Source organism: Burkholderia plantarii, assembly GCF_001411805.1.
In the GTDB taxonomy this organism is placed as follows: Bacteria; Pseudomonadota; Gammaproteobacteria; order Burkholderiales; family Burkholderiaceae; genus Burkholderia; species Burkholderia plantarii.
Map to the genome: position 1 here is coordinate 3255886 of NZ_CP007212.1, position 15519 is coordinate 3271404.

Genomic DNA, 15519 nt, shown 5'->3' on the forward strand with positions numbered 1-15519 from the left:
GTATACTCCGCACGTCGTTGCTCGGGCGCGCCCCGTTTTCGCGGCTCGTCGCGCCAGGGCAAGGCCCTTCCACTCTCGTTGAACCCCTGCCGATGTCATCGTTTGCCCCGCCCGTCTCCCGGCGCCTGACGACAGCCCGCGCGCTCGCCGTCGCCGCGCTGTGCATGGTGCCCGTCTCCACCGCGCTCACCAACGTCTTCTGCGCGCTGTTCGCCGTGGCGGCGCTGAGCGCGCCCGAGTTCTGGCGCGGCCTGCCAAAGCTGCTCCGCCAGCCGGCCGCGCTCGCCGCGCTGCTGCTGCTCGCGGCGCTGGCCGCGAGCGTCGCCTATTCGGTCGCGCCGGCCCGCTCGGCCTGGGAATGGATCGGCAAATACGACAAGCTGCTGCTGCTGCCGTTCGCGGTGCTTGCATTCCGCGACGCCACGCCTGACTGGCGCGCGATCACGCGCTGGAGCCTGTTCTCGACGCTGGTCCTGATCCTGCTGCTGTCCACCACCAACTACCTCGGCCTGACCGCGATCGGACCGGCACACCGGATAGAGCTGCCGCTGTCGCGCGCCTGGGTGTTCAAGAATCACATCGCGGCCGGGATGTTCGGTGCGCTGCTGTTCTACCAGGCGGCCGACATGATGCTCGCGGCCCGCACGTCGCGCGCGCGGTTCGTGTTCGGCGCGATCGTCGCGCTCTCGCTCGTTGATGTATTCGTGATGCTGCAGGGCCGCACCGGCCAGGTGATCGCGCTGCTGCTGATGGCCGTGATCGGGCTGCGAATCTTCATCGCGGCGCGCCGGCGATCGTCGCGGCTCGCGGCGCTGACCGTCGTGCTGTTCGTCGCGCTGGCGGCGGCGGTGGTCGGCATGCTCGCCACGATGCACGGCGGGCGCCTGATGCAGGTGGGCACCGAGGTCCAGCAGTACGAGCAGAGCGACGCGGCCACCTCCAGCGGCCTGCGTCTGGACTGGTACAAGCGCGCGCTCCAGCTTTACACGGCACGGCCGCTCATCGGCTACGGCGCGGGCGGCCTCGGTGTCGAATTCCAGAAGCTGTCGGCCGGCAAGACGCTCGCCGACGCCAAGCTGACCGAGAATCCGCACAACGAATACCTGCTGATGGCCGTGCAGCTCGGCACGCTCGGCCTCGTGCTGTTCGTCAACCTGCTGGTGCGGGTCTGGGCCGGCAGCCGGACGCTCGACGCGCGTTCGCGGCATCTGCTGCTCGCGTGGCTGACGATCTTCGCGATCGGCAGCCTGGCGAATTCGCTGCTGCTCGACTTCGCCGAGGGGCACATGCTGGTGCTGCTGGCCGGAATCCTGATCGGCTGCGGATGGCGGACGGACGGCGCGGCGCAGGCGACCTCGGCGGCGCGCGCGTGAGCGACACCGCCGCGCCCGAAAGGGCCGGCGGTAAAGCAATCAGGGTAAGGCAGGGCATGGCGGCGATACGCGGGCAAGCAATCCCCGAGCCGCGCGTTCAGGCTCGCGGCCGCACCAGACCCGTCGTGTCGATCACCGTCGACGGCGCCGTGCGCGCCGCCTCGGCCGGCAAGCCGAGCATCTCGGCCGCGATCGTCGCGACACGCGCGGTCGACATCTGCATCAGGCAGTCGCTGTAGCTCGCGACGTTGCGCTCGCAGCCTTCCTGGCGGCACGGCACGCAACTGCCCTCGCCCTGCAGCAGATAGATGTTGCCGCGGCGCGCCGAACCCGCCAGCGGCCACGGACTACCACCGCCCTGCCAGCGCTGCGGCCACGGCCCCCAGCGCACCGGATCGGACGGCCCGAACAGCGCGATGACGGGCGTACCGGTCGCGGCGGCGACGTGCGTCGCCCCGGTATCCGTCCCGATGAACAGCTTCGCGCGCCGCGCCAGCTCGGCGCTTTCGCCAAACGACAGGCGCCCGACCAGATTCAGCACGTCGCCGCCGGCATCGCTCACGACGCGTTCGGCGTAGTCACGCTCGTTGCCGGCCGGCCCGCCGCTCAGCGCAACCGCGTAGCCGAGCCCGCGCAGCCAGTCGATCAGCTCGACCCAGCCGTCGCGGCGCCATTGCTTGTACGCGAACATCGGGTACGGATGCAGCACGACGAGCGGCCGCCGCGCCGCGACGGCGGGCGAGGTGGCCAGCAGCGCGTCGAAACGCGCGCGCTGCGCGGGATCGTCACCGAGGCGCGGCGCCACCACCTCGGGCACCGGCTCGATGCCGATCTGCGGCGCCAGCGCGAGCGTGCTGGCCACCGTGTGCTCGCGCTGGTGATCGTTGAGCGCGATCCGGTTCAGCAGCAGACGGGGCCAGAGACCGACGCGCTCCGGATCGACCAGCCCGACGCGGCGGCGCCCGGCGAACCAGGTGTAGTAACGCGGCCGATCCGAACTGAGTGCCGCGCAGGCCAGATCGTAGCGGCGCCAGAGGCGCGCCGCGTCGCGCAGGCGTTCGCCGAGCTTCGCGCGCTGCGCGACCACGAGTACGTTGCGGACGTCGGGATTGCCTTCGAGCACGCCTTCGGTGCCGCGAAACACCAGCATGTCGATCGGCGTGTCGGGCCAGCGCGCCTTCAGCGAGCGGACGATCGGCGTCGTCAGCAGGACGTCGCCGATCCGGCGCGTCGCGACGACGAGAATGCTGCGGGGCGGATGATCAGGAAACAGGGCAGCCACGGCGGTCGTTCTGTTGTGGGGACTCACGAGGCACGCACTGTACTCGATTCCGCGCTGCCGCGCCCGTGGGCGCGGCAGCGGAACCGGAGCCGGTCAATACGCGATTTCGACCGAACCGTCGCCGAAGGTCGCGCGCAGATCGGCCAGCAGCGTATCGCTCGGCCTCACGCGCCACGCCTCGCCGAGCCGCATCTCACCCTGCGCGCGCGCGTTGTTGTAGAGGATCTGCACGGCGAGCCCGTTCGGCATCGGCGGCGGTGCGCGCCGACCGCCATCGCGCCCCTCGCGGCCACCACGCGCGGGAGCGGCCGGCGGCGCGGCCGGCTCGGCCTCCGGCTTCGCGACGTGCGGCTCGAGCACGCGGCGCAGCGCGCCGGCATCGGCGTTGCCGTTCATCGTCATGCGCACCGCCTGCGCGTAGCGGCTGCGCGCACGCTCGAGGTCCATCACCGCATCGGCCGTGAAGCGGATACCACCCGTGAACGCATCGTTGCGCGCCTGCCCCTGCACGATCAGCAGCTCGTCTTCCTTGAACAGTCCGCGATTCGCGTCGAACTGCTCGTTGAACACCGTGATCTCGCACTGGCCGGTGCCGTCGTCGAGCAGCACGATGATCATCTTGCCGCGCTGCGTCATCTGCGTGCGCAGCGACGCGATCACGCCGGCCACCAGCTTGTCGCGGCCTTCCTTCAGCTCGCCGAGCTTCATGCGCGCGAAGCGGCGCACTTCCTCGCGATAGGCGTCGAACAGGTGCCCGGACAGGTAGAAGCCGAGCGCGCCCTTCTCTTCCTGCAGGCGGCGCTTGTCGTCCCAGGCCGGCTCGTCGACGAGCGCATGCGCGTGCGGCGACTCGGCGCCCATGTCGAACAGGCCCGCCTGCATCGCGTTCGCGGCGGCCTGCTCGGCCGCTTCCATCGCGAGCGGCACCGAGGCGAACAGCTGCGCGCGGTTCGGCGTCAGCGAATCGAACGCGCCGGCGCGGATCAGCGCCTCGACGGTACGGCGGTTGACCATGCGGCGGTCGATGCGCTCACAGAAATCGAACAGATCCTTGAACGGACCGCCTTCGCCGCGCGCGCGCAGGATTTCTTCGATCGCGTTCTGCCCGCTGCCCTTCACGGCACCGAGCCCGTAGCGGATCGTCCTCGAGCGCTTGCCGTCGGCCTCGCCGACCGGCTCGAAGCGGTATTCGGACCGGTTGATGTCGGGCGGCAGCACCTTGAGGCCGTTCAGGACGCAATCGTCGAACAGGATCTTCACCTTGTCGGTGTCGTCCATCGCGAGCGTCATGTTGGCCGCCATGAATTCGGCGGGGTGATGCGCCTTCAGCCAGGCCGTGTAATAGGCGAGCAACGCGTAGGCGGCCGCGTGCGACTTGTTGAAGCCGTAGCCCGCGAACTTCTCCATCAGGTCGAAGATCTCGTCGGACTTCTCGCGCGTGAGGCCGTTCTTCGCCGCGCCCTCGTAGAAGATCTCGCGATGCTTGGCCATCTCCTCGGCCTTCTTCTTGCCCATCGCGCGACGCAGCAGATCGGCGCCGCCGAGCGAGTAGCCGCCGATGATCTGCGCCATCTGCATCACCTGCTCCTGATAGACCATGATGCCGTAGGTCTCTTTCAGGACCGGCTCGACGCGCGGATCCGGGTACTCCACCTTCTCGCGCCCGTGCTTGCGGGCGCAGAAGCTCGGGATCAGGTCCATCGGGCCGGGACGGTACAACGAGACCAGCGCGATGATGTCCTCGAAGCGGTCGGGCTGGGCGTCCTTCAGCATGCCTTGCATGCCGCGGCTTTCCAGCTGGAACACGGCGACCGTGTTCGCCTTCTTGAGGATCTGGAACGAGGCCGGATCGTCGAGCGGCACCTGCGCGAGCGACCAGTCGGCCTTGGCCGGATCGAGCCGGCGGATGAAGCGCTCGGCCCAGTCGAGGATCGTCAGCGTGGTCAGGCCCAGGAAGTCGAACTTCACGAGGCCGACCGCCTCGACGTCGTCCTTGTCGTACTGGCTGACCACGCCGCCTTCGTCGCCCTGCGCGTAGAGCGGGCAGAAATCGGTGAGCTTGCCCGGCGCGATCAGCACGCCGCCCGCGTGCATGCCGACGTTGCGCGTGAGGCCCTCCACGCGCTGCGCGAGATCGAGCAGCTGGTGGACTTCGTCCTCGTTGTCGTAGCGCTCCTGCAGCAGCGGCTCTTCCTTCATCGCGTCGGCGATCGTGACGTGCTTGCCCGGCTTGAACGGGATCAGCTTCGCGACGCCGTCGGTGAACATGTAGCCGAGGTCCAACACGCGGCCGATGTCGCGCACGGCCGCCTTCGCGGCCATCGTGCCGAACGTGGCGATCTGCGAGACCGCGTCCGCGCCGTACTTCTCCTTCACGTACTGGATCACGCGATCGCGGCCGTGCTGGCAGAAGTCGATGTCGAAGTCGGGCATCGAAACCCGTTCCGGATTCAGGAAGCGCTCGAACAGCAGGTTGTAGCGCAGCGGATCGAGATCGGTGATGCCGAGCGAATAGGCGACCAGCGAACCGGCGCCCGAGCCGCGGCCCGGGCCGACCGGCACGCCGTTGTTCTTGGCCCAGTTGATGAAGTCCGCGACGATCAGGAAGTAGCCGGGGAAGCCCATCTTCGTGATCGTGCCGCACTCGAAATCGAGGCGCTGGTAATAGGTGTCGCGCTGCGCGCTGCGCTCGGCCTCGTCCGGGTACAGCTGCACGAGGCGCTTCTCGAGCCCCTCCTTCGACAATTGCACGAGGTAGTCGTCGAGCGACATGCCGTCGGGCGTCGGGAACAGCGGCAGCTTCGGCTTGCCGAGCTCGATCGTCAGATTGCAGCGCTTCGCGATCTCGACGGTGTTCAGCACGGCCGACGGCAGGTCGGCGAACAGCTCGGCCATCTCGGCCTGGGTGCGGAACCGCTGGTCGGTCGTGAAACGCTTCTGGCGGCGCGGATTGGCGAGGATGTCGCCTTCCGAAATGCAGACGCGGGCCTCGTGCGCCGTGAAATCCTCGTCGCCCATGAACTGCAGCGGATGGGTGGCCACCACCGGCAGCTTCAGTTCGGCCGCGAGCTTGACGGCTTCCTGGATGTAGGCTTCGGCGCCCGGCTGGCCGTAGCGCTGCAGCTCGATGTAGAAGCCGCCCGGGAACACGCGCGCCCAGCGCTGCGCGTGACGGCGCGCGGACTCGGCGTTGCCGGCCGCGAGCGCGATGCCGATGTCGCCTTGCTGCGCGCCCGACAGCGCCAGCAGGCCGCCGCCGAGCTCCGATTCGAGCCACTGCGGGTCGATCTCGGCGCGACCGCGGTACTGATTCGTGAGCCACGCCTTCGACAGCAGCTCGCAGAGGTTCAGGTAGCCGGCCTTGTCGCGCACCAGCAGCAACAGGCGCGCGGGCTTGTCGCGATCGTCGTGGTTCGTGACCCAGACGTCGCAGCCGGCGATCGGCTTGATGCCCTTGCCGCGGGCTTCCTTGTAGAAGCGGACCAGACCGAACGCGTTGCCGAGATCGGTCAGGGCGAGCGCGCCCTGACCGTCGGCCGCCGCCGCCTTGACGATGTCGTCGAGACGCACGATGCCGTCGGCAATCGAGAATTCGGAGTGAACGCGAAGATGTACGAAACGGGGATCTGACATGGGCGTTATTGTAGCCGCGTCGCGGCACGGGCATCGCCGGCCCGGCGCAAAAATCGCCGCGCTGGCCATCCGGACAGGTCGGCGCCGGCCGCGACACGCCGCCTCAGCCGTCCGGGTGGCTGGTTCCCGCGCGCGTTTGCGGGATAATACGCGTTTTGGTCATTCACGCGGCGGCTGCCGCATGGCATCGCACCCTCATTTGCTGCGTCCGCGCGCGGCGTCACGGAGGGCGCCCGCGAGCCGTGCCGCCCCGCCCTTCATCGGTTCATCATGTCCATCGTCAACCTCGCCGCCTACCGCTTCGTCACGATCGAATCGCCCGAAGCCTGGCGGCCGCTCGTCACCGAACGCTGCCAGGCGCTCGGGCTGCGCGGCACGATCCTGCTCGCGCCCGAAGGCATCAACCTGTTCATCGCCGGGCCGCGCGACGCGACCGATGCGTTCGTCGCCTATCTGCGCGACGATCCCCTGTTCGCCGGCAAGTTCGCCGACCTGTCGTTCAAGGAAAGCCTGTCCGACTCGCAGCCGTTCCGGCGCATGCTGGTGCGCCTGAAGCGCGAGATCATCACGATGAAGAAGCCGGCGATCCGGCCCGAACTCGGCCGCGCGCCGTCGGTGGACGCGCGCACGCTGAAGGACTGGCTCGATCGCGGCCACGACGACGAAGGCCGGCCGGTGGTGATGCTCGACACGCGCAACGCGTTCGAGGTCGATGTCGGCACGTTCGACGCCGCGCTCGATTACCGGATCGACAAGTTCAGCGAATTCCCGGCCGTGATCGAGGCGAATCGCGCCGATCTCGAGGGCAAGACCGTGGTGTCGTTCTGCACCGGCGGGATTCGCTGCGAGAAGGCCGCGATCCACATGAAGGAAGTCGGCATCGAGCACGTCTACCAGCTCGAGGGCGGCATCCTGAAGTATTTCGAGGAAGTCGGCGGCGCGCATTACCACGGCGACTGCTTCGTGTTCGATTACCGCACGGCCCTCAATCCGCAGCTGGAGCCGACCGCCGACGTCAATTGTTTCGCCTGCCGCGCGGTGGTGTCCGCGCAGGACCAGCAGTCGCCGCTGTACGTGCCGGGCCGCTCGTGCCCGGCCTGCCACGTGGGCGGCACCGCGGGCGCTCGGGCCGGCGCCGGACCGCTCGGCCGCTTCGCTTGAAACCAGCCGGCGAACGGGGCCACGACCAACCGCGGCGCGACGGGCCGCGCCGCTATTGCGGCCGTTTCGCGCCGTCGCCGACCGGCCCGCTGCATTTCGGCTCGCTGGTCGGCGCGCTCGCGAGCTGGCTCGATGCCCGCGCGCATCGCGGCGCGTGGCTGGTGCGGATCGAGGACGTGGACGGCCCGCGCACGGTGCCGGGCGCGGCGGACGCGATTCTCGCGACGCTCGCCGCGTTCGGGCTCGTCGCCGACGAGCCGCCCATCTGGCAAAGCCGCCGCGACGCGCTCTATACGAGCGCGCTCGACACACTGACGCGGGCGGGCCTCGTCTACCCGTGCGGCTGTACACGCAAGGAAATCGCCGATTCGCTGCACGCCGCGCACGAGCGGCACACCACGCTCGCCTACCCCGGCACCTGCCGCACCGGCCTGCACGGCAAGCCGGCGCGCGCGTGGCGGCTGCGCGTGCCCGACGGCGCGGCGGCCCGCATCACGTTCGACGACCGCTGGCAGGGCCGGCAGACGCAGGACCTCGCCACCGAGGTCGGTGATTTCGTGCTCAAGCGCGCGGACGGCCAGTGGGCCTATCAGCTGGCGGTGGTGGTGGACGATCGCGACGCGGGCATCACGCACGTCGTGCGCGGCGCGGACCTGCTCGATTCGACCGCGCGGCAGATTTATCTGCAACGGTGCCTCGGCGCGCCGACGCCCGTTTATCTGCATGTGCCGGTGGTGGTCGACGCGAACGGCGAGAAGCTCAGCAAGCAGACCGGCGCGACGGCGCTCGACACGCGCGCGCCGCTCGTCGCGCTCGCCGCGGCGGCCGATCATCTCGGGCTCGCGCTCGCGCCGTCGGCGCGCACCTCGCTCGAGACGTTCTTTCCGATGGCGATCGCCGCATGGGCGTCGCGTTTCGGGATGGATGCGCGATCGGCCTGATCGTCGCGACCCGTGCGACGGGTGCCGTATTCCGCGCCGGGCGGCGGAGCGGGCGAGCGGGCCGACGAGCCGGCACGACAGCCGTGCTGGCGATCGCGCGGAACATCATCGGCCTGACGCATCCGGCCGCTGGTGCCTCGCCGGACCTCGACGCACAGGCGTCGGCGAACCGTTCGCCGCTCCATCTTCGCGAACCGCCCGCGCTGCCGAGCATGCCTGCATGACCCGTCGTCGCCCCACCCAAGCGCCACTCAATCACCGCCCGTCCGGGCGTCCCGCGGCCGCTTCGCCACTTCCAGGCCCGACTCACGCTCGAGCGCCCCGCCTGCTACCGCGAGCCCCGACCACGCCACGATCTCCCGGCCAAATAAAAACGGGCGGATGCTCGCGCATCCACCCGCTTTCCATAATCTTCCCGCCGCCTTCACCGCCCTCGGCGAAGCCGCGACCCCGCCCTTACGACGACGAGCGGCGCGGCATCCCGAAGCCGCCAAGCAAAGCCGCGAGCGGCTGCTTCGACTTCTTCTCCGGCTGCGCGGGCTTGGTCGCCTCTTCCGGCTGACGCGCGCTCGGCGCCGGCTCGTAGGGCTTGAGGAAAAACTCGTCGATCGGCGCTTCGCGACGCGAATGGTGATGATGGCTGCGTTCACCGCCGTGCGCGCGGCGCGGCGCGCGCGACTCGTCACGGCTACCGCGTTCACCGCGCTCGCTACGTTCACCGCGCTCGCTACGTTCACCGCGTTCACTACGCTCGCCGTGCTCGCGGCGCGCACGCACCGGCGCGTCGATCGCCAGCGGCTGCAGCGGTAGGTCGCGCTTGATCAGCTTCTCGATGTCGGCGAGCTGCTTGCGCTCGTTCGGGCTGCACAGCGACAGCGCGTCGCCCGAGGCGCCCGCGCGGCCGGTCCGGCCGATCCGGTGGACGTAGTCCTCGGCGCTGAACGGCAGATCGAAATTGATCACGGCCGGCAGTTCGGCGATGTCGAGCCCGCGCGCGGCCACGTCGGTGGCCACCAGCGCCTCGACCTCGCCGCGCTTGAACGCGTCGAGCGCCTGCATCCGCTCGTTCTGCGAGCGGTCGCCGTGGATCGCCGTGGCGATCACGCCGTCGCGTTCGAGCTGGCGCGCGAGCCGGCTCGCACCGAGCTTGCTGTTGCAGAACACGATCACCTGCTTGAGCGCGCGATCGCGGATCAGCTTGACCACGGCCGCCTGCTTGTCGCCCTCGGGGATGTCGTAGACGATCTGCGTGACGTTGGTCGCGGTCGCATTGCTGCGCGCGACTTCGATGGTCTGCGGATTGATCAGGTAGGTCGAGGCCAGCTTCTTGATTTCGGGCGAAAACGTCGCCGAGAACAGCAGCGTCTGGCGCACCTTCGGCAGCAGGTTCAGGATCCGCTGCAGGTCGGGCAGGAAGCCCATGTCGAGCATCCGGTCGGCCTCGTCGAGCACCAGCATCTGCACCTGTCCAAGGTTGGCCGTCTTCTGCTGCACGTGGTCGAGCAGCCGGCCCGGCGTGGCAATCAGGATCTCGACGCCGCGCCGCAGCTCGGCCATCTGCGGGTTCATGTCGACGCCGCCGAACACCACGGCGCTGCGCAGCGCCGTGTGCTTCGCGTAGGCATGGACGTTGGCGGCCACCTGGTCGGCCAGCTCGCGCGTCGGCGTGAGGATCAGCGCGCGCACCGGGTGGCGCGCGGGCGAGGCGCTGGTGTTGGCCTGCGGCAGCAGCCGCTGGATGATCGGCAGCGAGAAGCTGGCGGTCTTGCCGGTGCCCGTCTGCGCGGCGCCCATCACGTCGCGCCCGGACAGCACGACTGGAATCGCTTTCGCCTGGATCGGCGTGGGCGTCGTATAGCCCTGTTCCGCAATGGCCTTCAGAATGTCGGGCGCGAGGCCGAACTGATCGAAAGTTGCATCGACGGACGTGACTGCTGCATCGGACATGGTGGCGTTTCGCTCAAGTGGCGCGGCGGGGATTCCAGGGCGGCCCCGGCTGACTGGCAGCGGCCGCGCGAACAACGGATGGACATGACGGAACTGCTGCGGCGCGCCGCGCGACGCCGCCGCGCCACCGAATCCGGCAGACGCGCCGCCCCGTGCGGCCGAACGCCGACGGAAAGGGCAGTATTGTAGCACTGGCTCGTGACAAGCCCGGTCGGGCCGTCAGCGGGGCTTGCGCTTCGGCTTGATTTCCTCGCAATCGGCGAGCAACGGCGGCGCGGACGATCCGGCGATCTCGTCGGTCAGGTTGCCGTCCGGCCCCTTGGTCCACCAGGTATAGCGTCCGGCCTGGTAGCGCGCGCCCGAGGCGGACACGGTATCGACGAACAGCATCGGCTGGCCGTTGACCGGCACCAGCGCGAAACTCTGGCCGTTGCGGGCCAGCCAGTAGGCCACGCGCACCGGCTTCGGCTGGTTCGCGCAACGGTAGGTGGCGATGGTGCGCGCGTCGGCGTCGATTTCCTCGACCGTCAGCTGCGCGGCCAGCGCCGCCCGCGTGCCCGCCAGACCGGCCAGCAGGCAGAGCGCCCAGACGATGCGTTTCTTCATGACAGATCCTTCCTCAGTGGGCAACGGGCAGGCCGCGACCGGGGAGCGATCCGCGCCCGGCAGGCAAGACGGCGCGGGAATCGAATCGGCGACGCGATCCGGACAATCACGGATCGATGACATCCGCGCAGGCATCGGTCGGCGTGGCGGCCGCATGCCCGACCAGCGGCACGATCTTGAGGCCGGCCGACGCGACCCGGCACGGCGCCGCGGCCAGGCCGCAGCCCGAAGCCGACAGGCACAGCACCGCGATGAGCACCCATTTCATTTCGCTACTCCCCGGCCGGGCGGCGCATGCCGCGCCGGCCTGTGATTCGTGTTGCCCGGGCGGCGCGCCGCGGCGCCCGCCCCGGGCGAGGCGCCGCTAGCGCGCCGATACCGGCCGCACCGCCGCCGCGGCCCGTTTCGCGCGCTCGCGCGCCTCGTCGATATCGGCGCCGGTGGCCACCGCCACGCCCATGCGCCGCTTCGTGAAACTCTCCGGCTTGCCGAACAGGCGCAGGTCCGCGCTCGGCACGGCAAGTGCCTCGGCCACGCCTTCGAACGCGATGCCGGCCTCGTCGATGCCGCCGTAGATCACGGCCGAGGCGGCCGGCGAACTCAGGGTCGGATCGACCGGCAGGCCGAGGATCGCGCGCGCGTGCAGTTCGAACTCCGACTGCCGCTGCGAGGCCAGCGTGACGAGCCCGGTGTCGTGCGGACGCGGGCTGACTTCGGAGAACCAGACCTCGTCGCCGCGCACGAACAGCTCGACGCCGAACAGGCCGCGCCCGCCGAGCGCCGTCGTCACTTGGTGTGCGATCTCGCGCGAACGTTCCCGGGCAATCTCGCTCATCGGCTGCGGCTGCCACGATTCGACGTAGTCGCCGGCCACCTGCACGTGGCCGACCGGGTCGCAGAAATAGGTGCGGGTCTCGCCGCTGGCCGGGTCGATCGCGCGCACGGTCAGCTGGGTGATCTCATAGTCGAAATCGACGAAGCCCTCGACGATCACGCGGCCGTGGTTCACGCGCCCGCCCGCCATCGCGTGCTGCCAGGCCGGCTCGACGTCGGCGTCGCCCTTGACGACCGACTGGCCCTTGCCCGACGACGACATCACCGGCTTCACCACGCACGGGTAGCCGATCGCGGCCACCGCCGCGCGGAATTCGTCGAACGACTGCGCGAACGCGTAGCGCGAGGTCGGCAGGCCGAGTTCCTCGGCGGCGAGGTGGCGGATGCCCTCGCGGTTCATCGTCAGCTGGGTCGCGCGCGCGGTCGGGATCACCTCGGCGACGCCGGCCGCCTCGATCGCGGCCAGCGCGTCAGTGGCGATCGCCTCGATCTCGGGCACGATCAGGTGCGGCTGCTCGGCGTCGACGAGCGCGCGCAGCGCGGCGGCGTCGGTCATGTCGATCACGTGCGCGCGGTGGGCGACCTGGTGGCCGGGCGCGTTCGCGTAGCGATCGACGGCGATCACTTCGACGCCGAGCCGCTGCAACGCGATGATGACTTCCTTGCCGAGTTCGCCCGCGCCCAGCAGCATGACGCGCGTGGCGCAGGGCGAAAGCGGCGTACCGAGCCGCTGACCGATCTGCATGAGATTTCCCGCTGAAAAGATTGGGGTGAAGAGAGGATGACAACCGAGCCGCGATGTTAACACGCGCCCCCGCCCCGACCGGCCGGTGGAGCCGTCCCGCTGAAGATTTTCCGGCGCCGGGGCCGCTCGCCTAGCGCAGGCCGACTGCGTTACTCTTACGCCTTTGCCGGCATCACTGCCGGCATCACGATGAATTCGAGGAACGAGGCCATGCTTACCCACTCCGCGGCCGTGTCCGCGCGCCTACGCTTCGTCCGTTCGCTGCGCGCACCGCTTGCCGCGGCCGCGCTCGCCGCGCTGGCCGCCTGCGCGATTCCCACCCATCCCGACGCGTCCGCGCCGCCGTCCGACCCGTTCAACCCGGCCGCGATCCAGCTGGTCGACGATACGAGCTGGGAACTCACGAACTGGCGCGACGCCGACGGTTCGCAGCGCGAGGTGCCGCACGGCGGTGCCGAGGCGAACGGCGCCGGCGCGGCGCAGGACCCGTCGATCCGGCTGCGGCTCTCGACGGCCGACGGCGTGCGCCGCGCGTCGGGCTTCGCCGGCTGCAATCGCTACACCGGCACCTACATGGTGAAGAACGGCCTGCTCAGCTTCGGCCCGCTCGCCGGCACGCGTCGTGCCTGCGCCGGCCCGGCCGGGCGGCTCGAGCCGGCCTATCTCGACGCGCTCGCGCACATCGCCAAGGCCGGCCTGCAGATGCAGGCGCCGCAGCAGCTCTATCTCGTGACCGAAAGCGGCGCGACGCTGACATTCGCGCGTCGCGACGCTCCGTAATCCTGTCAGTCGCTGCGCGCGCGGGCATTCGGCCGCGCGCCTGCATGGCGTGTGGTGCCCGCGCGCGGGCGCCGGATGCTTCGACCGGTTAACCCCGATGGGCCGCGCGTGGCGCCCGTCCTCGTGACTCGACGTTTCCTGGTATGCATACGGTAGTTTTCGGCTGGTTCGGCGTATCGGCCGTCTGGTTCCTCCCCCTGGTCTGGCGGCTCGTGAAGACGATGCTGCCGGGCAGCCGCACCGGACGCGGCTCGATCCGCCTTTGGCTCGGCTTCGCCTGCGTGTTCGTGGCGAGCTGCACGCTCGCCACCGCGCTGCCGGGCGGCGACACCAGCGACGCGTTCGGCCATGCGCTCGCCGCCGGCTTCGAGCGCGTGTTCGGCCATATCGGCACGCCGCTCGTGATGGTGGCGCTGCTCGTCGCCGGCCTGCCCTGGCTGTTCGGGCTCGACTGGCGCAGCACCAACGACTGGCTCGACGCATCGTTCGGCGTGCGCCTCGGGCGCGCCGGGCGCCGCGTCGACGACGAGCCGCGCGGCATCGCCGACCTGCCGCGCAGCGCGCTGCATCGCGACGAGGATCGCCGCGTGCGGCGCGCCGCCGACGTGCAGCCGTCGACCGCCCACACCGTCAATTCGATGGCGCCGCAACGCAACGGACGCTTCGCGCGGCCCACGCTGTGGCGCCCCGACGCGAAGCGTGAAACGAGGCGCGAGCCGCGGCGCGAGGAACCGCGCGGCTGGAGCGCGCCACTGCCGCAACAGCCGCGGCAGATGGTCGAACCGTCCGCGCCGTCGGGGTGGCTCAATCCGGCGGGTCGCGCGGGCTCGGGCGCTGCAGGTGGGGCCGTGGGCGGTGTCGCCGGGGAGTCCGGCGCGGCCGCTGCGCAGGCCGCGAAGGCCGCGAAGGCCGCGAAGGCCGCCGCCGCGTCGGCAGGCGCGCCGCCGTTCGTGCCGTCCTCGGTGCCGATGCCGCCGGCACCGCCGAACCTCGCGTCGTCGGCCGTGCAGGCCGCGCAGGCGGTGAAGACGCTGCAGGAACGCTACCCGTCGACGCGCCGCGCGACGCCGGCCGCCGCGCCGATCCGTCCGGTGGTGGCGCCGGTCGCGCAGCCCAACCTCGCGCCTGCGTCGGCCACGCAGCCGCACGCGCCGATGCCGGCGCGCTCCGGCACTCCGCAGGCAGCGCCCGCGCGGTCGCCGGTACGGCCCGCGGCCACTGCGCAGCCCGCAAACCCGGCCGTGCGGCGACGCCCGACGCCGCCGGCGCGCGCGCCGCTCTACGCATGGAACGAGGCGCCCGCGCAACCGGTCACGCCGTCGCCGAGCCTGCAGGACACGCTGCGTTCGATCGATGCGAGCACCGCGCAATGGGCCGCGCTGGCCGGTACGACCGTCGCGGCACACGCCGGCGATCCGGCGGCCGCGGCGGCGGCCGGCAGTGCCCAGGCGGCCGGGATGTTTACGACGCGCGCCGCGCCGGACTCCGCAAGTGATGCACCGCCAGGGACGGCGGGTGGGGCTGATGTCCCCGTGCCGTCCGCGAACGATGCCCCACTCGCGTTCGAGATGGCGATGGATGCGGATGCGGCGTCGGTGATGTCGACGGCATCGGTCGGTGAGCTCGACGGGCAGGATGCGGATGTCGATGCCGATCCGGTCATTGATGTCGGCACGTTCATGCCGGTCGCCGAAAACGCCGGTACGCCGCTGCCGGGTCTCGATGATCTCGATACGGCGGCCCTCCCCTCGCCCGATATCGGGCTGGCGGATGCGCAATCATTGCCGGCGCGGTCGACCGACGCCGTCGCGCAAAGCGTTGCCACCGCGCGGGCGGTGCCGGTCACGTTCGGCACGACGGCCGCGCAGGCCGTGGACGTTCCGGCTGCGCAACCGTTGTCCGGCGAAACGGATTCCGTGACGTCGGCGGCGACCGGCGCGGTTGCGGATCGGGTCGGCACGACGGCGCCGACGCCTCCAGCAGCTTCGGCAATGCAGGCAAGCGCCGGCGAAGCGTCGGCGTCGGCCCCCGCGACGACGACAAATGGCGCCACGGCCGGGGCGATCGCTTCGCCGGCGCCGCTCGCGGCTGCGTCGACGCCCTCCGGCGCGACCGCCGCGCCCCTCTCGATGGCGGCGGACGGCGCAGCCGTCGGTTCGGCTTCGCCTTCGGCAAGTTCCACGGCGCCGGTGTATCCGGCAAGCACGAGCAGCGCTG

The 15519-nt window shown here is 70.6% G+C and carries 12 protein-coding genes; 4 read left to right on the forward strand and 8 right to left on the reverse strand.

Features of this window, described 5'->3' with window-relative positions; all coding sequences use genetic code 11:
- Positions 1–92 precede the first annotated feature (92 nt).
- Positions 93–1373 (forward strand): O-antigen ligase family protein, encoded by a 1281-nt coding sequence (locus bpln_RS13930; protein WP_055139080.1) that lies wholly within the window; start codon positions 93–95, stop codon positions 1371–1373.
- 97 nt (positions 1374–1470) lie between these two features.
- Here bpln_RS13930 and bpln_RS13935 read toward each other — a convergent pair whose 3' ends face one another.
- Both bpln_RS13935 and dnaE read right to left on the reverse strand, forming a co-directional pair.
- A complete protein-coding gene (locus tag bpln_RS13935; RefSeq protein WP_055139537.1) occupies positions 1471–2655 on the reverse strand; it encodes a glycosyltransferase family 9 protein in 1185 nt (394 codons plus the stop codon).
- A gap of 93 nt (positions 2656–2748) precedes the next feature.
- Positions 2749–6288 (reverse strand): DNA polymerase III subunit alpha, encoded by a 3540-nt coding sequence (gene dnaE / locus bpln_RS13940; RefSeq protein ID WP_055139081.1) that lies wholly within the window; start codon positions 6286–6288, stop codon positions 2749–2751.
- A 270-nt stretch (positions 6289–6558) separates the two neighbouring features.
- On the opposite strand from dnaE, the gene bpln_RS13945 reads away from it, so the two are divergent.
- Together bpln_RS13945 and gluQRS are read left to right on the forward strand one after the other, a co-directional pair.
- Positions 6559–7449, forward strand: coding sequence for a sulfurtransferase (locus bpln_RS13945; RefSeq protein ID WP_042625658.1), 891 nt, complete (start codon positions 6559–6561; stop codon positions 7447–7449).
- Complete coding sequence (gene gluQRS, locus bpln_RS13950; RefSeq protein ID WP_055139082.1) at positions 7446–8390, forward strand: tRNA glutamyl-Q(34) synthetase GluQRS; 945 nt, start codon at positions 7446–7448, stop codon at positions 8388–8390. The genes bpln_RS13945 and gluQRS overlap by 4 nt, the downstream gene beginning before the upstream one ends.
- Before the next feature lie 456 nt (positions 8391–8846).
- Here gluQRS and bpln_RS13955 read toward each other — a convergent pair whose 3' ends face one another.
- From bpln_RS13955 to purT, 4 genes are all read right to left on the reverse strand, one after another.
- Positions 8847–10337 carry a DEAD/DEAH box helicase gene (locus tag bpln_RS13955; protein ID WP_055139083.1) on the reverse strand — a complete coding sequence of 497 codons (1491 nt, stop codon included), beginning with the start codon at positions 10335–10337 and terminating at the stop codon, positions 8847–8849.
- Positions 10338–10556: 219 nt separating this feature from the next.
- Entirely contained in the window at positions 10557–10943 is a 387-nt protein-coding gene (locus tag bpln_RS13960) for an MliC family protein (protein WP_055139084.1), read from the reverse strand.
- A 106-nt stretch (positions 10944–11049) separates the two neighbouring features.
- On the reverse strand, positions 11050–11211 hold the full coding sequence (locus tag bpln_RS37160) for a DUF6726 family protein (protein ID WP_042625662.1): 162 nt from the start codon (positions 11209–11211) through the stop codon (positions 11050–11052).
- Positions 11212–11307: 96 nt separating this feature from the next.
- Positions 11308–12522: a formate-dependent phosphoribosylglycinamide formyltransferase gene (gene purT, locus bpln_RS13970; protein WP_055139085.1), complete on the reverse strand. Its 1215-nt coding sequence runs from the start codon at positions 12520–12522 to the stop codon at positions 11308–11310.
- A 210-nt stretch (positions 12523–12732) separates the two neighbouring features.
- Between purT and bpln_RS13975 the strand changes: the two genes are divergently transcribed.
- Positions 12733–13302: an META domain-containing protein gene (locus bpln_RS13975; RefSeq protein WP_042625664.1), complete on the forward strand. Its 570-nt coding sequence runs from the start codon at positions 12733–12735 to the stop codon at positions 13300–13302.
- Positions 13303–13307: 5 nt separating this feature from the next.
- On the opposite strand, the gene bpln_RS38390 is transcribed toward bpln_RS13975, so the two are convergent.
- Entirely contained in the window at positions 13308–13928 is a 621-nt protein-coding gene (locus tag bpln_RS38390; protein WP_420807339.1) for a hypothetical protein, read from the reverse strand.
- A gap of 653 nt (positions 13929–14581) precedes the next feature.
- The gene (locus bpln_RS38395; RefSeq protein WP_208459460.1) at positions 14582–15484 is read right to left on the reverse strand and encodes a hypothetical protein; all 903 of its coding nucleotides are present in this window, start codon (positions 15482–15484) and stop codon (positions 14582–14584) included.
- Positions 15485–15519: the final 35 nt, after the last annotated feature.